Source organism: Clostridium sp. KNHs205 (assembly GCF_000702945.1).
Classification (GTDB): domain Bacteria; phylum Bacillota; class Clostridia; order Lachnospirales; family Lachnospiraceae; genus Anaerocolumna.
The window spans coordinates 1-25,551 of sequence record NZ_JNLE01000005.1 but is presented as its reverse complement, the minus strand read 5'-3'; the positions used below and the strand labels follow the sequence as shown (position 1 = coordinate 25,551).

At 38.5% G+C, this 25,551-nt stretch carries 26 protein-coding genes and 2 pseudogenes; 23 read left to right on the top strand and 5 right to left on the bottom strand.

Annotated elements, in window-relative coordinates:
- Positions 1-305 precede the first annotated feature (305 nt).
- The 7 genes from BR73_RS0119770 (at position 306) to BR73_RS0119740 (ending at position 12,277) form a co-directional block, all read left to right on the top strand.
- A complete protein-coding gene (locus BR73_RS0119770; RefSeq protein ID WP_051685428.1) occupies positions 306-3,242 on the top strand; it encodes an ABC transporter substrate binding protein in 2,937 nt (978 codons plus the stop codon).
- Between the two features lie 276 nt (positions 3,243-3,518).
- Complete coding sequence (locus tag BR73_RS0119765) at positions 3,519-3,713, top strand: DUF3787 domain-containing protein (RefSeq protein WP_033167684.1); 195 nt, start codon at positions 3,519-3,521, stop codon at positions 3,711-3,713.
- Between the two features lie 51 nt (positions 3,714-3,764).
- Complete coding sequence (nifJ, locus tag BR73_RS0119760) at positions 3,765-7,304, top strand: pyruvate:ferredoxin (flavodoxin) oxidoreductase (protein WP_033167683.1); 3,540 nt, start codon at positions 3,765-3,767, stop codon at positions 7,302-7,304.
- A 645-nt stretch (positions 7,305-7,949) separates the two neighbouring features.
- Positions 7,950-8,765 carry an ATP-binding cassette domain-containing protein gene (locus tag BR73_RS0119755; RefSeq protein ID WP_051685427.1) on the top strand — a complete coding sequence of 272 codons (816 nt, stop codon included), beginning with the start codon at positions 7,950-7,952 and terminating at the stop codon, positions 8,763-8,765.
- A gap of 68 nt (positions 8,766-8,833) precedes the next feature.
- The gene (locus BR73_RS0119750) at positions 8,834-9,481 is read left to right on the top strand and encodes a methionine ABC transporter permease (RefSeq protein WP_033168741.1); all 648 of its coding nucleotides are present in this window, start codon (positions 8,834-8,836) and stop codon (positions 9,479-9,481) included.
- Between the two features lie 3 nt (positions 9,482-9,484).
- Positions 9,485-10,408: a MetQ/NlpA family ABC transporter substrate-binding protein gene (locus BR73_RS0119745; protein ID WP_033167682.1), complete on the top strand. Its 924-nt coding sequence runs from the start codon at positions 9,485-9,487 to the stop codon at positions 10,406-10,408.
- A 171-nt stretch (positions 10,409-10,579) separates the two neighbouring features.
- A complete protein-coding gene (locus BR73_RS0119740) occupies positions 10,580-12,277 on the top strand; it encodes a methyl-accepting chemotaxis protein (RefSeq protein WP_051685426.1) in 1,698 nt (565 codons plus the stop codon).
- Between the two features lie 229 nt (positions 12,278-12,506).
- Here the strand turns inward: BR73_RS0119740 and BR73_RS27685 are convergent.
- The 4 genes and pseudogenes from BR73_RS27685 to BR73_RS27675 form a co-directional block, all read right to left on the bottom strand.
- A pseudogene (locus tag BR73_RS27685) lies at positions 12,507-13,214 on the bottom strand (asparagine synthase); the annotation flags it as partial.
- Positions 13,215-13,240: 26 nt separating this feature from the next.
- Positions 13,241-14,824, bottom strand: a complete 1,584-nt coding sequence (locus BR73_RS0119730; RefSeq protein WP_033167681.1) for a recombinase family protein — start codon at positions 14,822-14,824, stop codon at positions 13,241-13,243.
- Positions 14,825-14,843: 19 nt separating this feature from the next.
- Positions 14,844-15,524, bottom strand: coding sequence for an ImmA/IrrE family metallo-endopeptidase (locus BR73_RS27680; protein WP_051685424.1), 681 nt, complete (start codon positions 15,522-15,524; stop codon positions 14,844-14,846).
- A 3-nt stretch (positions 15,525-15,527) separates the two neighbouring features.
- Positions 15,528-16,175: a helix-turn-helix transcriptional regulator gene (locus BR73_RS27675; RefSeq protein WP_051685423.1), complete on the bottom strand. Its 648-nt coding sequence runs from the start codon at positions 16,173-16,175 to the stop codon at positions 15,528-15,530.
- A 218-nt stretch (positions 16,176-16,393) separates the two neighbouring features.
- Between BR73_RS27675 and BR73_RS0119715 the strand changes: the two genes are divergently transcribed.
- Genes BR73_RS0119715 through BR73_RS0119705 form a run of 5 tightly spaced genes read left to right on the top strand, consistent with a single transcriptional unit; the run spans position 16,394 to position 17,897 of the window.
- Complete coding sequence (locus tag BR73_RS0119715; protein ID WP_033167680.1) at positions 16,394-16,579, top strand: helix-turn-helix domain-containing protein; 186 nt, start codon at positions 16,394-16,396, stop codon at positions 16,577-16,579.
- On the top strand, positions 16,576-17,199 hold the full coding sequence (locus tag BR73_RS0119710) for a BRO family protein (RefSeq protein WP_207642003.1): 624 nt from the start codon (positions 16,576-16,578) through the stop codon (positions 17,197-17,199). The genes BR73_RS0119715 and BR73_RS0119710 overlap by 4 nt, the downstream gene beginning before the upstream one ends.
- 58 nt (positions 17,200-17,257) lie before the next feature.
- Entirely contained in the window at positions 17,258-17,428 is a 171-nt protein-coding gene (locus BR73_RS28865; protein ID WP_156034857.1) for a hypothetical protein, read from the top strand.
- A 42-nt stretch (positions 17,429-17,470) separates the two neighbouring features.
- The gene (locus BR73_RS28860) at positions 17,471-17,632 is read left to right on the top strand and encodes a hypothetical protein (RefSeq protein WP_156034855.1); all 162 of its coding nucleotides are present in this window, start codon (positions 17,471-17,473) and stop codon (positions 17,630-17,632) included.
- A gap of 13 nt (positions 17,633-17,645) precedes the next feature.
- Positions 17,646-17,897 (top strand): hypothetical protein, encoded by a 252-nt coding sequence (locus BR73_RS0119705; protein ID WP_033167679.1) that lies wholly within the window; start codon positions 17,646-17,648, stop codon positions 17,895-17,897.
- On the opposite strand, the gene BR73_RS0119700 is transcribed toward BR73_RS0119705, so the two are convergent.
- Positions 17,894-18,247 carry a DUF2513 domain-containing protein gene (locus tag BR73_RS0119700; RefSeq protein WP_033167678.1) on the bottom strand — a complete coding sequence of 118 codons (354 nt, stop codon included), beginning with the start codon at positions 18,245-18,247 and terminating at the stop codon, positions 17,894-17,896. The two genes, BR73_RS0119705 and BR73_RS0119700, sit on opposite strands and share 4 nt — an antisense overlap.
- Positions 18,248-18,514: 267 nt before the next feature.
- On the opposite strand from BR73_RS0119700, the gene BR73_RS0119695 reads away from it, so the two are divergent.
- The 11 genes and pseudogenes from BR73_RS0119695 to BR73_RS0119645 all read left to right on the top strand — a co-directional run.
- On the top strand, positions 18,515-18,754 hold the full coding sequence (locus BR73_RS0119695; RefSeq protein WP_033167677.1) for a hypothetical protein: 240 nt from the start codon (positions 18,515-18,517) through the stop codon (positions 18,752-18,754).
- A 105-nt stretch (positions 18,755-18,859) separates the two neighbouring features.
- Positions 18,860-19,156 (top strand): hypothetical protein, encoded by a 297-nt coding sequence (locus BR73_RS0119690; RefSeq protein WP_033167676.1) that lies wholly within the window; start codon positions 18,860-18,862, stop codon positions 19,154-19,156.
- Between the two features lie 49 nt (positions 19,157-19,205).
- Positions 19,206-19,583 carry an AbrB/MazE/SpoVT family DNA-binding domain-containing protein gene (locus BR73_RS0119685; protein WP_051685422.1) on the top strand — a complete coding sequence of 126 codons (378 nt, stop codon included), beginning with the start codon at positions 19,206-19,208 and terminating at the stop codon, positions 19,581-19,583.
- 78 nt (positions 19,584-19,661) lie between these two features.
- Positions 19,662-20,162: a siphovirus Gp157 family protein gene (locus BR73_RS0119680; protein WP_033167675.1), complete on the top strand. Its 501-nt coding sequence runs from the start codon at positions 19,662-19,664 to the stop codon at positions 20,160-20,162.
- Positions 20,163-20,171: 9 nt separating this feature from the next.
- Positions 20,172-20,786 carry a hypothetical protein gene (locus BR73_RS0119675; protein ID WP_051685421.1) on the top strand — a complete coding sequence of 205 codons (615 nt, stop codon included), beginning with the start codon at positions 20,172-20,174 and terminating at the stop codon, positions 20,784-20,786.
- A gap of 10 nt (positions 20,787-20,796) precedes the next feature.
- Positions 20,797-21,393, top strand: coding sequence for a hypothetical protein (locus tag BR73_RS0119670; protein ID WP_033167674.1), 597 nt, complete (start codon positions 20,797-20,799; stop codon positions 21,391-21,393).
- Positions 21,393-22,046: an AAA family ATPase gene (locus BR73_RS0119665; RefSeq protein ID WP_033167673.1), complete on the top strand. Its 654-nt coding sequence runs from the start codon at positions 21,393-21,395 to the stop codon at positions 22,044-22,046. The genes BR73_RS0119670 and BR73_RS0119665 overlap by 1 nt, the downstream gene beginning before the upstream one ends.
- The gene (locus tag BR73_RS0119660; protein ID WP_033166912.1) at positions 22,030-22,635 is read left to right on the top strand and encodes a hypothetical protein; all 606 of its coding nucleotides are present in this window, start codon (positions 22,030-22,032) and stop codon (positions 22,633-22,635) included. Before BR73_RS0119665 ends, BR73_RS0119660 begins: the two co-directional genes overlap by 17 nt.
- Before the next feature lie 10 nt (positions 22,636-22,645).
- Entirely contained in the window at positions 22,646-23,125 is a 480-nt protein-coding gene (locus tag BR73_RS0119655) for a CHC2 zinc finger domain-containing protein (protein ID WP_033166911.1), read from the top strand.
- The gene (locus BR73_RS26850) at positions 23,122-24,939 is read left to right on the top strand and encodes a DUF927 domain-containing protein (protein WP_051685420.1); all 1,818 of its coding nucleotides are present in this window, start codon (positions 23,122-23,124) and stop codon (positions 24,937-24,939) included. Before BR73_RS0119655 ends, BR73_RS26850 begins: the two co-directional genes overlap by 4 nt.
- 308 nt (positions 24,940-25,247) lie before the next feature.
- A pseudogene (locus BR73_RS0119645) lies at positions 25,248-25,551 on the top strand (Holliday junction resolvase RecU); the annotation flags it as partial.

The following is a 25,551-nucleotide window of genomic DNA, read 5'->3' as shown; positions in this document are numbered from 1 at the left end:
AACAGAAACATAATTTGAAATGTTATCGAAGAGAGGTCTTCTCATATCACTTCAATAGATGGATCTATAGAAAAATAATCTGAAATGTTATTTACAGCAATGGTGAATTCACAGTTGAACCAGAAATAATATGTCTATCAAATTTGCAGAAATCACTTAAATTGTCTGAATTGTAAAATGAATTTAAACAATTAAACATAGTTATTTGCTTTATAAGAAAATTGTTGTTAACTATAGCGAAATCAGTCAATATGTGTTATAATAAGTAAAATTACATTATATGGAATTGGATTGAAGGGGAATTTATGCATAAGATAAGGACGTTCTTAGGTATTATAATCTGCTTACTGCTGACTTTTGCACCCATTAATTTATCTGGGAAATCACCTGTTTTCTTGGCTGCCGGGAATGAGGAGAAGAGGAATATTCTGTATATTAGCTCTTATAATGAGAATTTTCTAAGTGTACCTGATCAGATTGAAGGAATTCGTTCTGTTTTAAGTACAGAGGAATACAATGTGGATCTGGAATTTATGGATTCAAAACGTTTTGTTTCGTATAATAGCAGACAATTATTCCATGACCTGATAAAATACAAAATAGAACATTTGCCTCCTTATGATGGTATTATAGTGGGGGATGACTATGCCCTGCAGTTTGCTATAGATTATCAGGAGGAACTGTTTGCAGATATCCCAATTGTATTTCTGGGCGTAAATGATACAAACAGGGTAAAAGAAGCAGAAGATATTCCATACATAACCGGTGTGGTGGAAGAGCTGTCTATCAAAGAAAATATACAACTGGGTATTTCACTTAATAAAGCTGCCAGGAGGATAGTGGCTATTGTGGATGATACCCTGACCGGTATTGGTGACAAAGTACAGTATTATTCTTTGGAGGATCAATTCCCGGAATTGAAATTTGAACATATCAATGTTTCGGACTACACCTTTGCAGAAGTGGAGAATCAAGTCAGCAGGATTGATGATGACACAATACTTCTGTATTTAAGTATGTACACTGATAAGACAGGTGCCAATTTAACAATACCTGAAGCTTCCAGAGCATTAAGCAGAGCGGCAAGAGTTCCCATACTGCGTGCGGAAGTGGGAGGAATCGGTGAAGGCATCCTGGGCGGTAAAATGATTTCCTATTATGATTCAGGCGCAATCGCAGCCAAACTTCTTACAAAAGTCTTTGGAGGTACTCCCATAGACTCAATCCCAATCATTCACGAAAGTCCTAATAATTATATAATCGATTATAATGTTTTAAAAAAATTCGATATACCCATGAGGTTACTTCCGGCTGATACACAGATTATAGGGCGTAAACAATCCTTTATAGAACTACATCCGGTTCTCACCGGAAATATAGTCTTAATTTTTTCACTGTCAGCGTTGGTTATTATTCTATTGACCTCAGATAATATCAGAAGAAGGAGAATGGACAAGATCCTGCAGGAGAGTCATGAGGAATTGGTGCAGACTTATGAGGAATTAACTGCTTCGGAGGAGGAATTAAGACTTCAGTATGAGATATCACAAAAACATATGGAAGAGATGGAAATCCTGAATCAGAAGTATGGTATTGCAGTTGACAGTACAGGCTGTGCAGTATGGGAGTATGATGTAACCTTAAGAACCTTATTAATTACCGAAGAGTTTTTGTATCCATTGAATCCAAAGCTGGCAGAGATTAAGGATATCGATATCCTTCTTGATAATATGCTGTGCCAGGAAGGTAAGAATCTTGTACTATCAGAGTATAACAGATATTTAAACGGAGAAACCGATAAGATATATATTGAATTATCCTTACATAATGCAAATAATGAAAAAATCTGGGTAATGTTAAGCGGTAAAGGTGTATTTGACCTGCAAGGGAATGTAATGTCCTTAAATGGTTTACTAATTGATATTACAAAGATAAAGGAGCAGGAGGAATATATCAAGTACCTGGCAGGAAATGATTATCTTACGAAACTGCCTAACCGTATGAGCTTTATGGAGAAGCTGGAGGGCCATTTAAAAGACAATTCCAATGGAGCAGTCCTTTTACTGGATATTGATAATTTCAAGACAATAAATGATACCCTGGGACATTTAAACGGTGACAGGCTGTTAACTGTCATAGCGGATAGAATCAACAGCCTTGTAGACGATAGTTTAAAGGCATATCGTTTCGGCGGAGATGAATTCCTTATACTGATTACCGGTGTGAAGAGTGAAGAAGCTGTAGAGGTCTATCTGAATAAGCTTAGGAAGTTATTTAATGAACCGATTAGTTTGCTTGGTAAAGAACATCTTGTAAGCTTTAGTGCCGGTATTACCTTCTTTCCCAAAGACAGCAGGGATATGGAGCGGCTGCTTATCAATGTTGATACTGCAATGTATTATGTGAAGGACAACGGAAAAGGCAGTTGCATGTTCTATAGTGACAGCATATTTGAAGATATCAGAAGCAAAGCAGAAATAGAAGATATCTTAAGAGGAGCACTCAAAGAAGACGGATTTAAATTACTATATCAGCCACAGATAAATGTTGACACCGGAGAAATTGACGAATTTGAAGCTCTGCTCAGGCTGAAGAACAGGAACTTATCCCCTGCCCGGTTCATTGAAATTGCTGAATTGAGCGGTTTAATAATTGATATAGGAAGATGGGTCACAAAGGAAGTAATCCGGCAAATGGCAGAATGGAGGCATAAAGGGTATCCCTTAAAGCCTGTTGCCATTAATTTCTCAGGTAAACAGTTAAATGATAAAGAATACATATCATTTTTGAGTAATACACTTAAAATGTATAACATTAATCCCAAATACATAGAAATCGAAATTACAGAAAGCATTTTAATGGAGGAAACAGATAATACACTTGCTTTTCTTAACCAGCTGAAGGAAATGGGACTTAAGATTGCAATGGATGACTTCGGAACCGGTTATTCTTCCCTTAACTATCTTACCTTTATTCCTGTTGACAAAATCAAACTGGATAAATCTCTTTGCGAGAAGTTTATTAATATGGACAACAGCAGGGTTATAAGCAGTCTTATCAGCCTTGTTCATAGTCTGAATCTGATAATTACTGCTGAAGGGATTGAAGAGCCTTATCAGTATTACCGTTTAAAAGAAGGCGGATGCGACTTGATTCAGGGTTACATATTCAGTAAACCTGTTTCTTGCCAGGAAGTTGAAGAAATTTATAATGACAATTTCTTAAGCAGAATTTTATTATAGTAATTTCATAATGAAATAGTAGTTTTACAACTGCTGCAAATGGACTGATTTATTATCGGAAAATGGCAGCAGTTTTTTTGTTATGTCAAAGAACTTACTAATACATTTTTTTAAAGAGGAAATGGTTAACATTGTATATTTTCAAGGTATTTGGTTAATTTATAACTGTATTGCTATATAAGTTTTTAACCAGGTTGTGAGGAAACTTTTTACAGAATTATTTAAGTGTTCCTACACACCTGATTTATTAAAAAATACATTGTAAAGGAGAACCAAATGCAGGACAGGAAAGAAAACTCTTTAAATTCGGAAAAGAATAAGAGACTTGATACGATCAGCGCAACCAACAGTGAAGAAACAGCTGCATGGGCAAATGAAGAGAAAATTGTCAAACACAGCCAGGTATCAATTCCCTCAGAGTATGAGGTGGAAAAGGCAAAGAACTGGGTAGACAACGGAAGCCAGTTATAAATTATCAAAACAGAGCATTGAGGATTACTAAATTCAGGAAAGAGGTTATAAATGGCTAAAACAATAATGACGATGGATGGTAATTCAGCAGCAGCTTATGCAGCTTATGCTTTTACCGATGTAGCAGCAATCTATCCCATAACTCCCTCCACCAGTATGGCAGAGGTTACCGATGACTGGTCAGCAAAGGGAAGAAAGAATATTTTCGGGCAGGAAGTAAACGTAGTGGAAATGCAATCGGAAGCCGGTGCTGCCGGTGCTTTCCATGGATCCCTTCAGGCCGGTGCCTTAACAACAACCTTCACAGCATCCCAGGGATTATTACTTATGATACCAAATATGTATAAAGCAGCAGGCGAATTATTGCCGGGTGTTTTTCATGTAAGTGCAAGAGCCATTGCCACACATGCGCTTAGTATTTTTGGTGATCATCAGGATGTTATGGCAGTAAGGCAGACAGGGTGTCCAATGTTAGCAAGCGGTTCTGTTCAGGAAGTAATGGATCTGGCACCTGTAGCTCATCTGTCAGCGATAAAAGGGCGTCTCCCTTTTGTACACTTTTTTGATGGTTTTCGTACCTCTCATGAAATACAGAAGGTAGAGGCACTTGATTATGAGGACTACGCTTCCCTCCTTGATTACAAGGCTTTAAAGGAATTCAGAGACAGAGCCTTATCTCCCAATCATCCGGTTACCAGGGGAACAGCCCAGAACCCGGATATTTATTTTCAGGGAAGAGAGTCCGCCAATCAATATTATGAGAATATTGTACCCATTGTAGAAGAATATCTGGGCAAAATGGGTGAGCTTACCGGACGAAAATATGGTCTCTTTGATTATTATGGTGCAGCAGATGCAGAATATGTAATAATAGCTATGGGCTCAGTAACCCAAACAATTGAAGAAACTATAGATTATCACAATAAAAATGGAGAGAAGTATGGACTTATAAAGGTTCATCTATTCCGTCCTTTTAGTGCAAAGCACTTCCTAAGCTGTCTTCCTTCAACTGCAAAAAAGGTTGCGGTTCTGGAAAGAACAAAAGAGCCAGGAGCTCTGTATGAGCCATTATACCTGGATATCAGTGCAAGCCTGGCAGACAGCAAGACTAAGCCTGAAATCATCGGAGGCAGATTCGGTCTGGGTTCTAAAGATACGACCCCTGCTGATATCACTGCAGTTTATGAGAATCTGAAGCAGGCTTCACCAAAAGACCATTTTACCATCGGAATTACCGATGATGTGACGGACACCTCTCTTCCGGAAGTGAAAAGATTTTCTACAGAACCTTCTGACAGAAAAGCATGTAAATTCTGGGGTCTGGGTTCAGATGGTACGGTAGGTGCAAACAAGCAGGCAATTATGATAATCGGTAACTCAACAGACTATAATGTACAGGCTTATTTTGATTATGATTCCAAAAAGTCAGGCGGTATTACCATGTCTCACTTAAGATTTGGAAAGACTAAGATAAAGTCTACCTATCTGGTGGTCCATGCGGATTATGTGGCATGTCATAATCAATCCTATGTAAATAAATATGATATGCTAAGCGATATCAAACCCGGTGGAATATTCGTACTGAACTGTAAATGGAAGGACGATGAACTGGAGGAGATGCTGCCTGCAGGGCTTAAAAGAGATCTGGCTGAGAAAAATATCCGCTTCTATACTATAGATGCCGTAAGCATTGCCGGTGAAATCGGACTTGGAAATCGTATTAACATGATCATGCAGGGAGCCTTCTTTAAGCTCATCGACATCCTGCCGGAAGATGTATTTACGAAAGAATTAAAGGCAGCCGCCGCCTATTCCTATGGAAAGAAGGGTGAGCAGGTTGTTGCCATGAACCATGAAGCGATTGACCGGGGTGTAAAAGGGGTTCATGAAGTAAAGGTACCGGAACACTGGAAGAATGCTTCCGATAAGGTTGCAAATCCTGTGGATGAACCTGAATTCGTTAAAAATATCATGCGTCCAATGCAGGAGTTAAAAGGAAATGAGCTTCCTGTCAGTGCTTTTAAAGGAAGAGAAGACGGTACCTTCCCCAATGGCTCCACTGCTTTTGAAAAACGTGGAATTGCAGTTAATGTACCGGAGTGGATCAGTGAAAATTGCATTCAGTGTAATCAATGCTCCTATGTATGCCCTCATGCGGTTATAAGACCCTTCCTGATGACAGAGGAGGAAATGCAGAATGCACCTGAACATTATGTTGCTTTAAAAGCCACCGGTAAAGGATATGAAAATTACAGATTCCGCATTCAGGTCAGCACCATGGATTGTACGGGCTGCGGAAACTGCGCAGATATTTGCCCGGCTAAGGAAAAGGCACTGGTAATGAAACCTATTGATTCCCAGACAGAGGTTCAGGTGCCGAACTGGAAATATGCTTTTTATGAAGTAGGCCATAAAAACAATCTGTCTTATGGAAACACATTTAAAGAAAGCCAGTTTAAGCAGCCTTTGATGGAATTTTCCGGAGCCTGTGCAGGCTGTGGTGAAACACCGTATATTAAATTGATCACCCAGCTCTTCGGAGACAGAATGATGATTGCCAATGCTACAGGCTGTTCTTCAATTTGGGGTGCTTCAGCACCAAGTACTGCCTATACAGCTAACAGGGAAGGAAAAGGTCCTGCCTGGGCAAATTCTCTCTTTGAGGATAATGCGGAATACGGTTTTGGTATGTACCTTGGTAACAGGCAGATACGTGCCAAGCTGGAAGGACTTATGAAGGAACTACTGGAAACTGGCCTTGAGGAAAATGTAAAAGAGCTTATCAACGACTGGATTCATTATAAGCAGGACGGAGAAATCAGTAAATCTGCCAGTGAAAAGCTTGTAAACGCACTCACAGAATATAAAACGCCGGATGAAGATAAGAAAAAAATTATTGATGAGATTCTGGAAAAGAAGGATTATCTTGTTAAAAGATCTCACTGGATCGTAGGAGGCGATGGCTGGGCTTATGATATCGGCTATGGCGGTCTTGATCAGGTGCTGTCTTCCGGTGAAGATATCAATGTACTGGTCTTTGATACAGAAGTATACTCCAATACCGGCGGGCAGGCTTCCAAATCCACACCTGCAGCAGCAGTAGCCAAGTTCGCTGCTTCCGGTAAGAAATCCGGTAAGAAGGATCTTGGCAGAATGATGATGACTTATGGCAACGTATATGTTGCACAGGTAGGTATCAATGCCGATAATAACCAGTTATATAAGGCGGTAAGAGAAGCTGAAAGTTATAAAGGACCTTCACTGATTATTGCTTATTCACCCTGTATCAGCCATGGTATGAAAGTAGGTATGGGTAAGAGTATGGCCACCATTAAGGAAGCAGTAAAAGCCGGTTACTGGCATTTGTACCGTTATAACCCCGACCTGAAAAAAGATAATAAAAATCCTTTTATCCTGGATTCCAAAGCACCAACAGGCAGTTTCAGAGAATTTATAATGGGACAGGTTCGTTACAGCTCCCTGGCTAAGGCATATCCCGAGATAGCAGAGGAATTATTCCAGAAAGCAGAGGAACAGGCCAAGGAACGATATGAAATCTATAAGAATATGTCAGAACTGACCAAGATTTAATTGTTATATTTGGGTCTGTCTGAAAACTGCCTGTGCCGGGCTGTTCCACTTTGTGGGAGGTAATTTGCGAAAAACAGCAAGGCGCGATTTTGGGGACGTAGTGGTGTTACGTTCCCAAAATTGCAATGCAGAATACCGCAAAGTGGGGTCTTCAGAACGGTACAATGGGTTTTCAGACACACCCTGGCTGGAATAAGTTTTTGAAGCTTTTATGAGAGAAAGCAATAAAACGAAATCTACTTATATAATAAAAGGATAAAAACCGATGTTTCAGCAATTGCAAAATGCAGCAGCTGAAACATCGGTTTTTATAAATAACAAGGAAAAATTTACTGTTTATTTTCGGATATGATCTTGAATTTAACTGAATCTTGTATTTACCTGTATTGTGCTTATGCACATGTAAAAATGGAATCAAATGTGCTCAAAATAATGAATAATTATAAACCAGAAACCTTGACAGAAGGCATAATGGTATAGTATAACTGCATATGTTGTAACTTTTTGCAGTATTAAAGCATGTGATGAAAATTTGATTAATTAGTAAAAAAAGCGCTTGACAAATCTATAGAAAGGTAGTATAAATTATTCATATAAATCATATCAGATAAGTATGAAATGAATTTCAACTACAAAGGTGAAGGTATGATTCAGGTAAAACAGCTTACAAAAGAATTTTCCATAGCGAAGAATAAGAAGCTGACCGTTCTGAAAAATATCAGTCTGGATATTGAGGATGGAGATATATTTGGAATAATCGGTATGAGCGGAGCAGGAAAAAGTACATTTATCCGTTGTCTGAACCTATTAGAGAGGCCGACAAAGGGAACCATAGTAATCGATGGGGTAGAGATTACAAGAAAAAAAGGAAGAGAATTAAATTCCCTTCGAAAAAATATTGGAATGATATTTCAAAACTTTAATCTGCTAATGCAGAAAAATGTTGCAAGAAATATATCCTTTGGCCTTGAAATCACAGGTATTAATGAGTTTAAGATTCCGGGTATGGCTGATAAGGATTATAAGAAGCTTGGATATTTTAAGAAGAGAACACTAAAGAAAAAAGAAATAGAACGCAGAGTAGATGAACTGTTAAAGCTGGTAGATTTAGAGGAGAAGAAATACGAATATCCTGCTAAATTAAGCGGCGGACAAAGACAGAGAGTAGCAATAGCCAGAGCCCTGGCCACCAGCCCGTCTATTCTGTTGTGTGATGAAGCAACCTCCGCACTTGACAGCAGAACAACAGAATCCATTTTAAAACTGTTGAAAAAAATAAATGAAGAGACTGGTGTAACAATTGTTATGATAACACATGAGATGAATGTGGTACAAAAGATATGTAACAAGGTTGCAGTACTGGATAAGTCAGAAATTGTAGCAATCGGTAATACCCAGGCAGTATTTGGCGATACCTCTTCAAAAATAGTTGCACAGTTACTAGGGGGAGGGGAAGAATAATGCAATTTCAGGATTTTATCATACAATTTGGAAATACGTTAAGAACCTTATATACCGATTATGGAACAATGATAGGGCAAGGTGTCCTGGAGACTTTATTCATGACATTTACCTCCATTGCAGTTGCATACATACTGGGGATTCCTATCGGGATAGTGACAGAGGTAACAAGGAAGGGCGGTATTTATCCCATTCCGGCTTTAAATGGGTTTTTAGGTTTTATCATTAATATAGGCAGATCCATCCCCTTCATCATTTTACTGGTTTTTGTAATGCCGGTTACAAGGCAGATTGCAGGAACAACAATAGGACCCAAAGCAGCAACTGTTCCATTAATAATAGCAGCAACACCTTTTGTTGCCAGAATGGTTGAAAGTTCCTTAAGAGAAGTAGATGGAGGAGTTATAGAAGCAGCAAAGGCAATGGGAGCCAACACCAGACAGATAATTTATAAAGTGCTGCTGCCGGAAGCAAGACCTTCCCTGATCATGGGAGCATCACTTGCCACCATCACTTTAGTAGGCTACACAGCTATGGCCGGAGTCGTTGGCGGCAGGGGGCTTGGTGATATCGCATTAAGATATGGCTACTACAGATATCAGCCCGATGTCATGATTGTTACCATAATACTACTGGTAATTATGGTACAGATAATCCAGAGCATAGGGCATTCAATATCAAAGAAGATTGATAAAAGAGGAAAAGGAGAGAATTGATTTATGAAAAAAGTGAAAAAACTATCTGCATTTGCTTTAAGTCTGTTACTGGCGGGAGCTCTTTTAGCAGGCTGCGGAACAAAGAATAATACTACCGGCTCTTCTGATAATGCTACAGCAGAACCTACCCAGGCAGAAGCAACGGAAGCAGCAGAACCTACTACAGAAGCAGAAGCTACACCGGCTGAGTTAACAGAAATTATCGTAGGGGCAACTGTTGAGCCACACGCTACCATCTTAAATTCTGACGCAGTCAAAAATGCTTTAGCTGAGCAGGGATATTCTATTAAAGTAGTAGAGTATACAGATTACATTCAGCCTAATTCAGCCACAGAAGACGGCAGCCTTGATGCGAACTTCTTCCAGCATGTACCTTATCTGGATGATTTCAATTCCAAAAATGGAACACATTTAGTAGCAGTTTCCAACATTCATTTTGAACCACTTGGTTTATATCCAGGCAAGACAAAGTCATTAGATGCTTTACCTGATAAAGCACAGATTGCAGTTCCTAATGATACAACAAATGAAGCAAGAGCTTTATTATTATTAGAAAAAGCAGGTCTAATCAAGTTAAAAGAAAATATTGGACTTGAAGCAACCGTTAAAGATATTACAGAGAATCCTAAGAACTTACAGTTCTATGAAATTGAAGCAGCTCAGACAGCGAAAGTACTTCAGGATGTTGATTTATCCGTTATCAATGGTAACTATGCTCTGACAGAAGGCCTTTCTGCCGCAAAAGATGCACTTTTAGTTGAGGATGCTTCTTCAGATGCTGCCAAGACTTATGCAAACGTAATCGTTGTAAAAGAAGGCAATGAAGAATCTGATAAGACCAAAGCGTTAATAAAAGCAGTTACATCAGAAGAAACCAAGAAGTTCATTGAAGAGCAGTGGCAGGGTGCTGTAGTACCTGTATTCTAAAACGCAAGATTAATTTCATAAATATTTTGTAGAACCAGCCGGAATATTTCCTGAATATTCCGGCTGGTTTTATCATTTTTAGGATTGTTTTGTCAAAAATAAAAAGGTATAATGAGATAGTTACTACGAACTTTTGAAAGGATAAGCGCTGTCAATCCGCGCAAATTAACTATGAAGATACGATATAAAATATCAGTTGCTTCTGCAGCAGTATTACTAAGTTTTATTATTTTTGTCGGTGTGTTTTTTCGAATGACCGTAAAAGATGTAATAGTAGAAGAGATTTATGATAAACTGTCAGGTAACTCTGCCCTGGGCTTGATGCTTCTGGACAGTAAGATCTCCGGTAACTGGCATGTGGAGGGAGATGACCTTTATAAAGGGGAAACCCTTATGAATGACAACACGGAAATACTGGATGCAATCTCCGGAAAGACAGATAATATGTACACGGTTTTTGCAGGAGACACAAGGGTGACCACCACCATAACCGATAAGAACGGCAACAGGGTAGTAGGTACCAAGGCTTCTGATAATGTAGCACAAAAGGTTATAAGAGAAAATACGGAATATAAAGGGGAAGCCCTGGTATTAGAGAAAAAAGCCTATGCCTATTATGTGCCTTTATATGATGAAAACAATCAGGTAGTAGGAATGTGGTACTGTGGTGTATTTGCACAGGATCTCAATGAACATATATTACAGAAATCAATTCATATCCTGGCTATCCTGGGAGTAATGCTGGTTCTGGGATTAATCGTATCCTATGTACTTGGAGAAATCATATCCAAAGGATTTGTTAAGATCAAAGAGAGCATGGCAAGAATTGAGAACGGTGATCTGACCGGTATCTTTTCAGGCAAACAGATTCTTAGAAGAGATGAGTCCGGTGATATTAACAGATCCTTTTTGCAAATGCAGAAAAATATCAGCCGAATGATGGAGAGTATTCATACTGAGAGCAGTAAAATAAAAGAATCAATTGACTATATGGTGGCAAGTTCAAATAATGTATATGAAGATATTGAAAATATCTCCGCTACGACAGAAGAACTTTCAGCAGGAATGGAAGAAACAGCAGCTTCTGTTCAGGAAATTGGCTATACTGCTACAGAAATAGAGAAGGAGATATCAAACGTTGCAGGAAAGTTAGACAATGGAATAACCCTGTCAAACGAGATCAAAGGAAGAGCAGACGATCTAAAGCAAGCTGCCCTGTCTTCCCAGCAAACAGCAGTAACTGCCTATGAAGGTGCTAATAAGAGGCTGCGCCAGTCCATAGAAAAAACGAAAGCCATTGAAGAAATCAAATCCTTGTCTCAAACCATACTATCCATAACGTCACAGACGAACCTGCTGGCATTGAATGCCTCTATTGAATCAGCAAGAGCAGGGGAGGCTGGAAAAGGGTTTGCGGTAGTTGCCGAACAGATACGTATATTGGCAGAAGATTCAAAATCTGCTGTATCTAAGATTGAAAATATTACAACCTTAGTTGCTGATGCCGTAAATGAACTGGTTGTTGACTCTCAGAATATACTGTCCTTTGTTGATAATCAGGTAATTAAGGATTATGAAAATACTGTTCGTATAGGTGAGCAGTATGATGTTGATGCCGGTACTGTAAAGGCTATGGTAGCTGAAATAAAAGACTCCACTCAGATTTTAAAGGAATCCATTCAATATATAAAAACAGCTATTGATGAAGTGACCTTAGCTACAAATGAAGGAGCGAAGGGAGCAACAGATATTGCAGAAAAATCCTCCTCCATAGCAGAGAAGACTTCAGAGGTACTGCAGCAGGCGAAGCTGAATGAAGAAAGTGCAGCAAAATTAAATGAACATGTTGGTTTCTTTAAAATTAAATAGTTAAGATAAGGATATAGCCATAACAGGCTATAGATAGAAATTGAGAGAAAAAAGAATACCCTGTAAGCTGGAACAGTTTTCATAAAAATGTCCGGCCTGCAGGGTATTTTATTATACCTGTACGGATAATTTAGGCAGTATTTGAGCTGTTGAAGTACTTGAAGTGCAAAGCTTATTTAATTCCTGGGGTTTAGGAGGGTACTTACTAACTTAATTGAATTTATAAAGCTCAGATTTCAAGTTCGATTTTATACTTATCAAGCCAGTAATTTATCTGCAGTAAGTAAGCCAGCATCTGAGGGCCAGCCATTAATTGACCAAACCAGGGTTTACCATAATCAGAAGGGGTCGAAAGGAAAGCCTCCACTTTCTTTCTGTCAATAAGCCGGTTAACCGGAGAGGAGGGATTATTCAGTACTTCCGTTAATCTTTCTGCAAGAATTGCTTCATAATGGGGATTGTAGGTTTTGGGATAAGGACTCTTTCTGCGGTATAATACCTCATCCGGCAGCAGTCCTTTGGCGGCTTCGCGCAGCAGATGCTTTACTACACCGTCTTTGCATTTTATGTCCCAGGGCACATTCCACACATAATCCAGTATTCGATGATCCGCAAGAGGGACTCTGGCCTCCAAACCAGAGAACATACTGGTTCTGTCCATACGATCCAGCAGTGTTGCCATAAACCATTTTATATTTAGATATGAGATTTCCCTTCGTCTGCTTTCCTCTGCATTATCTGATGAGAGTCTTGGTGTTTCTGCAACGGAGGCTTCATAGGTCTTATTGATATAATCCTCCAGATTTAATAGTTGAAGCAGGTCATCCTGTAAGAGCTGTTTTCTGGGCTCGATATTTCTGGACCAGGGGAAGGCTGCAGTTTCAAAGGCTTCTTTGCTGTGGAACCAGGGGTATCCGCCAAAGATTTCATCCGCACATACAAGATAACAGCCATAGACATAATTTAATTAATCTTTACAGGAAGCTTTGGATACATCACGATTTGGAAGTCTTCAGGTGATCCAGCTTTGTCCTTGGTATATTCAATTTTTTCTACAATCTCCTTAAGCAATTCATTCTTTTGCGCTGCACTTGGCAAAGATTCATAAACATCAAGAAGATGTCTTATTTTTGGCATTAATTGATTTGATGCAGTCTCCATTTCAATATATCGGGAAAGTTTAGATTCTATTGATATCTTTGATTCATTAGCACTATTTATTCGTTCTGATAAGTTTTGCGATCTTTCCAGAAACTGTTCAGTGGAATACACTCCTTGCTCCAAGAGATCAAAAATGTTTATCTGCTGCTTGTTCAACGTAGCTATTTCTTCATTTATTGATTTCAAGGATTTTTCTATAACAGTTCGATTTATATCAGGTTCTATTTTTTGCTGATCCAATTCTACTGTATATCGATCGTACCAAGATTTTATGGTGCCAAGTATCTTATCTTCAATGTAATTAAATGCTGATCCTACATTTTTGCAACCTCTTGCATGACAAACGATATAATCTTTTTTTCTATGATTTCCAACCGTTGAACCTTTTCGAAGAACTGTTTTACGACCGCATATCCCGCAGACAATAATTCCTGCGAATGGGTTTTTTATCTGATTTTTATATCCAACGGGTGCAGGAGGGGCCATAGCAATAAATTCTTGCGCTCTAGCGAACACTTCTTCACTTACAATTGCTTCATGTAATCCATTCACAAGTACATATTCTTCATTCCGGGGGCGGCTAACTACCGGCTCTCCGTTAATTATTTGTTTTTGGTTTGCACGCCAATTCCACCTTATTTTACCTGCGTATACTGGGTTAATTAATATGTCTCGTATTGTGGATTTTACCCAATAGTCTTTTCTTGAAGGAGGTATATGCATCTCGTTTAGTGTTCGAGCTATCTGTTCTATACCTAAACGTCTTTTCTCATCGAATTCATCTATTATTCCTTCTGTGTATAGTGAAAATATCAGCTTTACGATATTGGCTTGTTCAGGAATGACTTCCAGAGTATTTCCTTTATCCCCTAGTATCTTTGCTATTTTATACCCATAAGCTGGTCTTGATCCTACAAATTTGCCTTCTTTTGCGGCGGCTACGCGTCCTCCTTGAAGTCTGCGGTTAATGGTCTTATATTCTCGGCGCGACATGAATAAACCAAACTCAAAGTATTCTTCATCGAATTCATTATTTGGATCATAGGTCTTAAGAGGGGTAATAATCTTTGTGTTAGAAACTTTAAATGCCTGTGCAACAATACCCTGGTCAATGGTATCTCCACGAGCCAATCGCTCCACCTCTACTACAAGTACGCCGGCCCAGATTCCAGATTCAACCTCAGACAGTAACTTTTGCATATCTGGACGAGAGGCAATAGAATCTCCGGATACAATTTCACGGTATATCTTTGTTATATTCAACTTCATTTTTTTTGACAATTCAAGTAACATCTTTTCGTGTCGAAGAAGAGTTTCGCCCTCTCCATGTGATTCAGCTTCAACGTCTGCTCTGGATTTCCTTAGATACATCACATAATTTTGCATATTAATTTCTCCCCCTTGATTATCTTAATGAGTCTATACAAAACGGTTGATTTATGTATTTTTTCTGACATAATAGTAACTCTAGAACATTTCTATATTCTAACCCTTTTCTTTTACATTCATAATAGATATCAATACGTTCTTTTTGGGCCAACCATATTTCGTGAGATTTCTCATATACGGAAACTCCATACATTCTATTCATTGTTTTAATACGTTTCTCAGCAGCACTAATAGAAACACCAAATATTTCTACTATATCCTCAGCGGTAATTCTTCTATGCTGACTCGCAGTCATATATAGGGTGTAATCAGGCATGAAGAGCTGAGATGCAAAAAAATGAGCTTCGATTTCTTCGATATCTCCGTCGTATGTATGCCCCAAATATATGTGCCCAATTTCATGAGCGAGTGTCCAGTTTCGATGTTTTGAATGTCTAATATCATCATTATACAGAACTATATAATAATTAGCTTTATTATCATATATAGTACATCCATCTCGCAGTGCTTGGTTTTCAGAGGATACAAAACGTGATAGAGGAGTATTTGTCAAGTCACTATAGTTCTGAATAGAATCAAATAAAATATTCTTATCATAATTTAAATTACGTATATTTAATATACGATTTGATATATCCTGCTTATGTAATAGCTTAGTAGCTTCTTTTGTGCATCTTGCGAAGTCAGGTTTTCTCAATACTTACTCCTTTTTTATTCCTTTAGCCTTAAGATATAAGTCTATAGTGGATTCGAATAAATTTACGATATCGTCTTTATCATCATCAGATACATCTCCAGCTTTTCTACAGAGCATTATCAGCCTACGCTCGGTATCATTCTTAGCAACAACTTTAGATAGATCTTCATTCATAGCATCTTTATCGCGCGCTTTTTTAAAAGCCTCAAACTTTGCAATATCCCCATCAAATTGAGGGGGGATATAGTCATCATACAAATCGTATTTTGCTAACAGGGTAAAATAATCAGTACCTAGTGCAGATGCTATGTCATCAAATATATCTTCTCTGATAGGTTCGTCTAAGACTTCGTAATTATATAAGTCTGTATCAGGAATTCCGACGAGTTGGGCCAGCTCTCCCTGTGAAATCCCCTGATTAATTCGTTCTTCTTGAATTACGTGTCCCATCTCTTCAACGAAACTACTTCCCATTAAGTAGTCCAATGTTATGCCAAAATAGTCGCATACTTTTTTAGCTAAATCGGGTCTTGCTAGTGATTCATTTTTCTTCCAAGTACTTATAGTGGATGAGTTCACGCCCGAATCCTTACAGAATTTATAAGGTGTAATACCGCGCTTAGCGCATAGCTTTTCGAATATTTCGTACATAAAGGTTCCTCTCTAAAAAAAAATCTCGGCAACACGAAATAAACTATTGACTAGCTCGGTATGCTGTGCTATACTTCAAGCATAGCTCGTGATAATGAGCTAACAAATAGATTAATCGCAACTATAGTTCGGTTTGATGATATAACTCGTTTGGCAAACATAGTATATCACTAAACCGAGGTATAAGCAAGTATTTTTTAAGAAAGGAGAGTAATTTTATGGGAAAATTGTATTCCTGTGATGAAGTTGCTGAACGATATTCTGTCCAGGTAATAACGGTCTGGGATTGGATTCGTAAAAAGAAACTTCCTGCATTAAAAATAGGCAGGGAATATCGCGTGAGTGATGACGATATAAAAGCGTTCGAAACTAAATGTAGGACTATTCAGGAGGGAGCAAATTGAAAATAAAAACGGAACTCTGGTCAAACCATAAAATCCGCTTTGTAGAAAAGGATGGGGAATGGTGGGCAGTTCTTGCTGATGTAGCGGCAGCGCTCGATTTAGCAGCCAAAAGGATAAATGAAAGACTCCCAAAGGATGTCGTTTCAAAGGACACCCTTCCTACTACTGGTGGTCCGCAGATAATGCTTATTGTAAATGAATATGGCATTTATGAAGCCGTATTTGAAAGCCGGAAGAAAGAGGCTAAAGAGTTTAAACGGTGGGTTTATGAAATGCTAAAAAGTCTCCGTCAGTCCTCTGGTATTGAAGGATTCCAGGTATTCCGGATGCTAGACAAAGAACATCAGAAAGAAGCAATGGGAAAACTCAATCAGGCATTAAGGAAACCGGTACAGGTAGATTTCATCAAGGCAAATACCATAGCCAATAAAGCAGTTTCCAATATGTATGGTTACCCTAAGATGATCAAGAAGGATAGCATGACTCCTGAAATGTTAGTGGACAGGCAACCAATTCTGGAGGACACAGTAAATCTCATGAGCTTAACAGATAAATATGGTATGGATTTATCAGTGAGCCAGAGTATTTACAATGGATTAAATAACAAGAAAACAGGGTAATACCCGTCAAGAAGTACAACCAGGTACACATAAGATATAGCATGGGAGGTGATAAGATATGGCAGTGGTGAAGGATTATTATGACGGGAATACCCATATTATTATTAAGGATGACTTTATTGTATCACCAGAGGAACAGAAAAAAATTCTAAAAAGGTGTGGTGCTATAGCTGCCAGACAGTATTACAGCGGAGTAAAAGAACGATTATCTGATGATAAAACCGCTTAGGCGGTATACGAGGGACAAGCTTCAAAGTGAAAGGAGAAACGCATGTTTAAACAAGACAATACATATAAGGTCCAGGGGGCTGCATGGCTGGGAGTTTCATTGGCCGTTACAGTGACAGTTATTACAACAGGGTCTGCATGGCCGTTAATTGCCTTACTAATACCTTTGTTAGTCGGCGGTGGATCCAATGAAAAGAAGGATTAAAGGAGGTGAGAGAATGAAAAGACAAGAGCAATTAATTATTCCGCAGGAGCTAAAAACAATTGAAGTTGATGTTGAGAAGAAGATTTTCAAGATTAATGGAAAAGAATTCGGTAAAGATTGTACAGGATTCCGTATTACTTGCATACCAGGAAGTTGGTCAATTCAAGCTGATGTAGATACTACAGTTCATTTTGTAGAATATGACAGCAAGGGAGAAAAGAAATCTGACCAGTCCTATAAAAGGAATGGCCAGGATGATTACTAATTATGTGGTAGAGCGGAATATACCTCAGCTGCAATTGTTATAAGAGTAGGGATTGAAGAAATTGTGCCTTTTAATATTTTCTTCCAAGTTTTATCTTCTCTTATTTTGGCAATGACATCATGGCCCAGGGGAGTAAGATCATTAATCTTAAATTCACCCCATATATTTTCAATTCCGTCAATCAAGCCACTGTCTTTACATTGTGATAAGTGATACATAATTTCATCATGATTATACTTAGACAGTAAAGAAAAATCACCAGGTGATTCGTACACCATTTCTTTATGGTAGCCTGTGTTTTCTTCCGCAGTAAGCAATATGTCACGAACACAATCAGGATTAAACTTCATAAGGAGCATTCTCCTTTCATAGTATATTCCGGTGCCAGCCGGTACTTATATTATAGGAGAAAAATGGAACTAAAACAAGAATAAAGGAGGAAAAAACTTGAACAGTGAAACGGTTACTATAGAAGATTGCCTGGATAATTATGAAAAGAAAGGCAAAGCAACTGTTATAAATGACGGACAAGTCATAGGATTCATCAAGGAAAATTAGTTGTATATGGCTATATAGGCCGTTACATATAAAATCTTGGGAAAGGAGGAAGAGCAACTATGAAAATAGGAGAAAAGGTTAAGGTTATCAGGCCGGGATATGAAGAGAGAACCTGGTTAAAAAAAGGTATCGTTGGAGTAATTATGCGGAATTCAGAATTTAACAATGGCTCTAATTGGGATGTGTTTAGTGTTAAATTTGATAATGTTACTGCTCCGGTAGGCGACATAAATCTTAATACCGATGGTACATATGATATGTTTAGAGATCAGCTGGAAGTTGTAGAGGCAGACTCATGAGGTCCCGTTGTTGTACCTGCGGAGGCTATTGGAATATAAGTATTTGGCAGGAGATACCGAAAACAGGTTATGTGTGCCCATATTGTAACAAGAAAGGAGGAAACCATGAACGAAATAGTCGTATGGTCAAGAAAAACAGCCATTCAAGAAATCATCAAAAAGATAGAAAGTCTTCAGGAAGAAATTAAAAACCTTAATGAAGAGTCTACGGAATTAGAACTTAAGAAAGCTTATCATAACCACGGAATTGCTCAAGGTTACATATTGTGTCTCAAGGAACAAGAAATCGAATATCCGGATTACGGTCGATTGCTTACAAGGCAGATAAGGCTTTCAGAGAGAATTAAGGAGCTGCAAGAAAAAAGGACCCTTGGTACTGCGAATACCGAAAGGTCCAGATAACAAATAAACCATAGCCTTATTATAAGGCAGAACTAGGAGGAATGCAAGTATGCAATATGTAAGAAAAATTGATGAAGTGGGAAGAATCGTTATCCCGATAGAGATTAGAAGAGCTGCAGGTATTGAAAACAGAGATTACCTTGATATGACCTTTGAAAATGGAGTATTAAAGCTAAGTAAGGGAAGAGGTAGACGTACTGACGAGTTAGGTAGATTTACGATTCCTAAAGAAATCCGCCGTACCAATGACTGGAGTATTGGACAAGCTATGGACATTTCCATAGATGGAAACATAATCTGCATCCGGAAGTTTGGTTGTGAATGGTGTGAGGAGACAGAAGATCTGATTGAGGTGGATGGACATAAGCTCTGCCGTAAGTGTGCGGAGAAAGTTAGTGCTGCCATTAAACAGGAGGCGCTGGTCTGATGGAGTATGTTCCTGATAATTATGACCAGTTCTTAATCCGTGAAGTGCAGTTATCTAAAAAAGAACAGGAGGAAGATAATGAGCAGTTTATACCAGATAACAGAGAATTATGATGCCGTTCTAAATATGCTCTACGATGAGGAAATGGACGAGCAGACTATATTAGATACCCTTGAGTCTATAGAGGGGGAATTTGAGGATAAAGCAGACGGATATGCCAAGCTTTATAAAACTCTTAAGTATGATGCGGATACAATACAGACTGAAATAGACCGTTTACGTTCTAGGCTGAATACCTTTGAGAACAGAGCGCAGTCTCTTAAAGACACTCTTGAAGCTAATATGAAGCAGATTGGCAAAACCAAGTTCAAGACTACTTTATTTAGTTTTGGCATCCAGAAAAACGGTGGTAAGCAGCCGCTTAAGATTGATGCCTTAGATGTTAATACCATTCCGGCTGAGTATCTTATTCCACAGGATCCATTACCAAACAACGAGAAAATCAGAGAGCTGCTTGAAAAACAGAAGGTTGCCTGGGCACATCTTGAACCACGAGGCGAAAGCCTGCGTATACGTTAGGAGGTACATATGCTGCATAGGCACTGCACTAAAAAACTTAAAGCCTTACATATGCTTGATCAATTATTAAATGGGCACAAAGGTTTTGCTGCTGGAGGGTGTTTTAAAGACCTACTGAATGGAAAACCGGTAAAGGATATAGATATTTATTTTAGGAATCAAAAAGACTATGACGACGCGGTTGGTTGTTTTAATCATAACCCAGATTACGAATTATTTTATCAAAATGATAATGTAAAAGCTTATAAAGCTATAAAGCAAGGGTTCTCAATTGAGTTATGTCATAAAATTTTTGGTTCACCAGAAGAGATCCTGAATCAGTTTGATTTTACCATAACCAAATTTGCATACTTCAAAGAGATAATCCACTCCAGTGATTTTCCATTTGGAGAAGGGGAGGACAAAGAAGAATATACTGCTGTTTATGATGATAACTTCTTTGAACATCTATTTCTAAAATTATTAATTATTGATGATCAAATCCCTTACCCGAAATCAACATTTGAGAGAATGTTGCGGTATCAGAGATATGGATTCACACCTGACAAACAGACTATTAACAAGTTATGTTCAGCTATAAGCAAAACTCCAATAGCTGAATCTGACGATGAAGATTTTTATTAAGGAGGTACATATGTTTATTAATTCATCACATTTAAGAAAGCTTATGACCACTGCCTATAAGGGCGGTGGTGTCCGGATTGGTTATATTGATGAAGGATATGTGATTTTTGGGGGTAAATGGGGTGTTTGGCTTGATGTAAACTTTATTCCGAATAAAGTCAAAGCCGTTATTATGGAGCTGGCTGGTACACTTCCGGAAGAAGGGACGTTATTCTCAGTAAGCAAAGAGCGTCCAATGCCACAGCTTGAAATGGATATACACAACCATGCCCATATAAATATCCTTCAGCGTGAAGCAAAATATCCCGTAACTGTCACTGATGTGTTATTGGACAAGAAGCACAGTTTATATAGCTTGTTACAGGTTAATGCTGACAAAAGACTTATTCTGATGGATATGAATCTTATGAATCTGATTGATCTTAGTGAGATTGATTATGACCAGGAGAGCCTGCCGGCAGGACCCTGTACGGGTATGAGTCAGGGTATGTTCTTCTGGCGAAATGCTACCACAACTTTATTACTGCTTGGTGAGGCTGCTAAAACCGACAACACCTTGATAGCAGTACTTTCTGCCATCGACTTTGAACAGGAGGCGAATAAATAATGGGATTACCTGTATTAATTATAGGGAAGTCGGGCAGTGGAAAAAGCGCAAGTCTTAGGAATTTTAATGAAGGTTTAGCCCTGATTAATGTTCTTGGTAAACCACTTCCCTTTAAATCAAAGATTCCTAAGGTGGTTACAGATGATTACCAGCAAATCATGAAGCAGTTGTTTAATAAGGCTTTCAAGAGCTTTGTAATTGATGATGCTGGCTACCTCATTACCAACCATTTTATGAGCAAGCACAGTTCGACTGGGGGAGGAAATGCAGTATTTAGCCTCTACAACGACTTGGGGGATTACTTCTGGAACTTGATTCAGTTTGTTATCCGGAAACTGCCGGCAGACAGAATAGTTTATTTTATTATGCATGAGGATATAAACGACTTCGGAGATATCCGGCCTAAAACCATTGGAAAGCTTCTGGATGAAAAGGTGTGCGTAGAGGGAATGTTTACAATCGTCCTAAGATGTGTAAGTGAAAATAATGTTCATAAATTCATTACACAATCAGATGCCGGGGCAGTAAGCAAATCCCCTATGGGAATGTTTGAAACACTGGAAATAGATAATGATTTAAAATTCGTAGATGATTCTATTAGGGAATATTACGAACTTGACAAGGAGGATACAAATAATGCAGAAACCAAATGATTATGATAATGTCCAGGCTTATGGGGATTTTATTCCCCTGAAGCTTGGAGGGCATATCTGCAAGATAATGCAGGTAAAGGAAACTACATCAAAGGCTGGTAAAGAAATGCTGGAAATCAGCCTTGATATTGCAGAAGGTGATCAGAAGGATTACTTTGCACAGCAGTACAAATCTGATACCAGGGAAAACAAGAAGTGGGGATGTGTTGTTTATCAGCTCGTTAAGGATAACGATGGAAACACAAGTAAGGGATTTAAAACCTTTATAACATCTGCCGAAAACTCAAATTCTGGCTTTAAGGTTGCATGGGGAAACAATTTTGCTGCCTGCTTTAAAGGAAAGCTTATCGGCGGTGTTTTTGGCCGCGAGCAGTATTTGAATTCTTATTGTGAAAAAAAGTTCGCTACAAAATGTGTTCAGTTCCGCAGCATAGAATCAATTCGCAATGGTGTGGATATTCCTGAAGATAAGCTTCTTCCTGAAAGCCAGGATAATGGTTATGGTCCCGGATACACTCCAAGTACTATAGGCGATGGATTTATGAATATTCCAAATGGGCTGGAAGAAGAACTACCATTTATGTCTTAGGGGTGATTATTTGACCAGGGATGAGCTAAAAGCAACGGTTACAATGAAGGAAGTTCTGCATCGTAACGGACTTATTGTAAATAGGAACGGGTTTATATCATGCCCGTTCCATATTGAAAAAACTGCTTCCATGAAGATATATAATGATTCATTTTATTGTTTTGGTTGCGGAGCCAAAGGAGATATCTTTGATATGGAAATGCATCTGAATGGGTGTAATTTCCGTACAGCTTTTGAATTGCTTGGAGGCGCTGATAAGCCGTCTTGGCGGACTACTGTAATTGCAAATAAGGCAAGAAAAGCAAGGAATGAAGCAGAACAAGTAAGGCATTCGAATGCCATGAGGATGCGCAGCATTCAGTTACATATTACAGCTTATCGCAATATAATTGCTGCTGAACATCCATTTTCGGACCTTTGGTGCTCCTGTGTTAATAAATTGCAGTATCAGGAATACCTATTAGAAACTGTATTGGAGTTGGATAAATGATTAATATAGCAGAACTTAATAAAGAGACTATCCTAAATGATGAAATTTTCTTTGAACTCTATGAAGAAAAAGATCCGATTCTGCATGCAACGCTTACAGTTGATCTTATGGCCAAAGCAAAGTCGCTTGGAGTAAAGCAGTTATTTGATATAAAGTACAAGGCTTTTGCTAAATCTAAACGTAGCTTTACACTTAAAATCGGAGGTAATTATACGGACTTTGAAGGGGAGTATCCTCAAATGTATGCCGGTGGCTGGACCGCGAACGAAGAAGGCATTACCATTCTTACGAACTTTGGAGAAAAGACAGCCTGCAGCCATCCCATTCTACCAGTAAAATCGCTGATCAATGCAGAGACCGGATATATTAAAACGATACTTGCTTTTAAAGTCCGAAACCGGTGGAAAGAAATCATCGTAGATAAAGAAGTCATGTCCTCCAGTAACCGGATTACTGGATTATCAAAATATGGGGTCAGAGTCACCAGTGAGAATGCCAGGGCGCTTGTACAGTATTTGGCTGACATTGAAAGCATGAATGATTCTGCTATACCAGAACAGTTATCTACTTCAAAATTAGGCTGGCTCAATAATAATTTTATTCCATATGATGAGAGCGTAATTTTTGATAATGAGGATAACCTATCCGGTGCTTTTAAGAGCATTCAGAGCAATGGATCCTACACGAAATGGCTGGAATTGATGCATAAAATTAGGCAGAGTGATCGATTAGAGCCTAAGATTTATTTGGCAGGAGCTTTTGCAAGTCCTTTATTACATAAATTTAATGCTTTGCCCTTTATTATTAACACTCATGGTAAGACCGGTAAGGGAAAAACAGTAGCTTTAATGGTTGCGACTTCGGTTTGGGCGGATCCGACAGAGGGTAAGTATTGGATAAAATCAAAGGCAAATGAAATAGCTCTGGAGGCAAGGTTGGACTTTCTTAATCATTTACCTTTAGCCATTGATGATTTTTCAGAGATCCAGAAGAAAATGAAAGACGATTTTTCTGGATATGTATATAGTTTATGTTCCGGCGGCGGTAAGGAGCGTTCTAATGTCAATATAGGGCTGCAGAGACAGAGATACTGGAAGAATGTTATCCTTACGAACTCGGAACGCTCTTTAATCAGCGAAACGATGCAAGGAGGAGCCATCAATCGAATAATCGAATTTGAAAGCGAAGAAGGAAGTATCTTTGGCAACATATCAGAGTCAGCTGCCGTGGTAAGTACCGTAAAAGAACATTATGGTTATGCTGGCAAAGAGTTTATAGAAATTATAACCGACATGGACCCAAAGGAGCTAAAGGCTATACAGAAAAATTTCCAGGATCGTATTTATGCAAAGGCCATAGAGCTGGGAATTGAAAAAGAGGATAAACAGATCTTACCTATGTCTATTCTTCTTACAGCTGACAAAATTGCAACAGAGCAAATCTTTGAGGATGACAGGTATCTTGATTTTGATACATGCTTTAATATTCTAAAAAATAAAGAAGAGGTATCAGAGGAAGAGCGGGCCTATAGTTTTATCATGTCGGATATAGCAATTCATCACAATAATTTCGTCCCAGACATATATGGCAGCTATAAAGGTGAAGTATGGGGATTTATTGAGCGTGGATATGTATACATAGAGCCAAATGTCTTTAAAAGTATGTGCGATAGGGGCAACTTCTCCAGTAAATCTTTTCTTACCTGGGCGGATCGGAACGGTCTATTATTAAAAGATAATGATCGTGGGGGAACCAGAATGGAGAAAAGCAAGAAGGTTAACGGTAAAAAATCAAGATTCAATGTCATAAAATGAATGACGAAGAAAGTGAGGAGTCATTGAAAATACTGAATTTGTACCGGTTAATGAACAGATGGAATTACCATTTGAATTAACAGCGGTTCCCAGTTCCCAAGTTCCCAAGGAAATGCACGTCTATAATACTCTGGGTGTGTGTCAATAAATACATACACACACTAACCTTTATATAGAAAAGTTAAAAATGTGGGGAACCGGGGGAACCAGTACCGCAACCCATTGATTTTACTATATTTTATCGGTTCCCCAATTGGTACCCCAAAAGAAAAAATATTGGGAACTGGGGGAACTCAATAGGAGGCATCTTGAAATTAAATAATAAAAAAGCTGGAACAGATTTTGAGCATTCATTTGTACAGACTCTTTCAAAACATGGTTTCTGGGTACATAAGTTACAGGATAACAAGAATGGACAGCCTTTTGATGTAATAGCAGCCAGAGCAGGAGAGACTTATATATTTGATTGTAAAGACTGTAAGAATGATATCTTTCCTTTGTCCAGGATTGAAGAAAATCAATACAATGCAATGACGCTCTGGCAGAAATGTGGAAACCATGAAGGGTTATTTGCAATGAATACCAGCAAGGGAATAAGGATTATTTCATTGG

What these genes read in the sequence shown, in the direction of transcription:
- BR73_RS0119695 (WP_033167677.1), top strand. Translation starts at nt 18,515, where the DNA reads ATGAAAATAGGAGAAAAGGTTAAGGTTATCAGGCCGGGATATGAAGAG.
- BR73_RS0119675 (WP_051685421.1), top strand. Translation starts at nt 20,172, where the DNA reads ATGCTGCATAGGCACTGCACTAAAAAACTTAAAGCCTTACATATGCTT.
- BR73_RS0119740 (WP_051685426.1), top strand. Translation starts at nt 10,580, where the DNA reads ATGAAGATACGATATAAAATATCAGTTGCTTCTGCAGCAGTATTACTA.
- BR73_RS0119750 (WP_033168741.1), top strand. Translation starts at nt 8,834, where the DNA reads ATGATAGGGCAAGGTGTCCTGGAGACTTTATTCATGACATTTACCTCC.
- BR73_RS0119690 (WP_033167676.1), top strand. Translation starts at nt 18,860, where the DNA reads ATGAACGAAATAGTCGTATGGTCAAGAAAAACAGCCATTCAAGAAATC.
- BR73_RS0119670 (WP_033167674.1), top strand. Translation starts at nt 20,797, where the DNA reads ATGTTTATTAATTCATCACATTTAAGAAAGCTTATGACCACTGCCTAT.
- BR73_RS0119660 (WP_033166912.1), top strand. Translation starts at nt 22,030, where the DNA reads ATGCAGAAACCAAATGATTATGATAATGTCCAGGCTTATGGGGATTTT.
- BR73_RS0119685 (WP_051685422.1), top strand. Translation starts at nt 19,206, where the DNA reads ATGCAATATGTAAGAAAAATTGATGAAGTGGGAAGAATCGTTATCCCG.
- BR73_RS0119700 (WP_033167678.1), bottom strand. Translation starts at nt 18,247, where the DNA reads ATGAAGTTTAATCCTGATTGTGTTCGTGACATATTGCTTACTGCGGAA.
- BR73_RS27675 (WP_051685423.1), bottom strand. Translation starts at nt 16,175, where the DNA reads ATGTACGAAATATTCGAAAAGCTATGCGCTAAGCGCGGTATTACACCT.
- BR73_RS28860 (WP_156034855.1), top strand. Translation starts at nt 17,471, where the DNA reads ATGTTTAAACAAGACAATACATATAAGGTCCAGGGGGCTGCATGGCTG.
- BR73_RS0119705 (WP_033167679.1), top strand. Translation starts at nt 17,646, where the DNA reads ATGAAAAGACAAGAGCAATTAATTATTCCGCAGGAGCTAAAAACAATT.
- BR73_RS0119680 (WP_033167675.1), top strand. Translation starts at nt 19,662, where the DNA reads ATGAGCAGTTTATACCAGATAACAGAGAATTATGATGCCGTTCTAAAT.
- BR73_RS26850 (WP_051685420.1), top strand. Translation starts at nt 23,122, where the DNA reads ATGATTAATATAGCAGAACTTAATAAAGAGACTATCCTAAATGATGAA.
- BR73_RS28865 (WP_156034857.1), top strand. Translation starts at nt 17,258, where the DNA reads ATGGCAGTGGTGAAGGATTATTATGACGGGAATACCCATATTATTATT.
- BR73_RS0119715 (WP_033167680.1), top strand. Translation starts at nt 16,394, where the DNA reads ATGGGAAAATTGTATTCCTGTGATGAAGTTGCTGAACGATATTCTGTC.
- nifJ (WP_033167683.1), top strand. Translation starts at nt 3,765, where the DNA reads ATGGCTAAAACAATAATGACGATGGATGGTAATTCAGCAGCAGCTTAT.
- BR73_RS0119665 (WP_033167673.1), top strand. Translation starts at nt 21,393, where the DNA reads ATGGGATTACCTGTATTAATTATAGGGAAGTCGGGCAGTGGAAAAAGC.
- BR73_RS0119730 (WP_033167681.1), bottom strand. Translation starts at nt 14,824, where the DNA reads ATGCAAAATTATGTGATGTATCTAAGGAAATCCAGAGCAGACGTTGAA.
- BR73_RS0119755 (WP_051685427.1), top strand. Translation starts at nt 7,950, where the DNA reads ATGATTCAGGTAAAACAGCTTACAAAAGAATTTTCCATAGCGAAGAAT.
- BR73_RS0119765 (WP_033167684.1), top strand. Translation starts at nt 3,519, where the DNA reads ATGCAGGACAGGAAAGAAAACTCTTTAAATTCGGAAAAGAATAAGAGA.
- BR73_RS0119745 (WP_033167682.1), top strand. Translation starts at nt 9,485, where the DNA reads ATGAAAAAAGTGAAAAAACTATCTGCATTTGCTTTAAGTCTGTTACTG.
- BR73_RS0119770 (WP_051685428.1), top strand. Translation starts at nt 306, where the DNA reads ATGCATAAGATAAGGACGTTCTTAGGTATTATAATCTGCTTACTGCTG.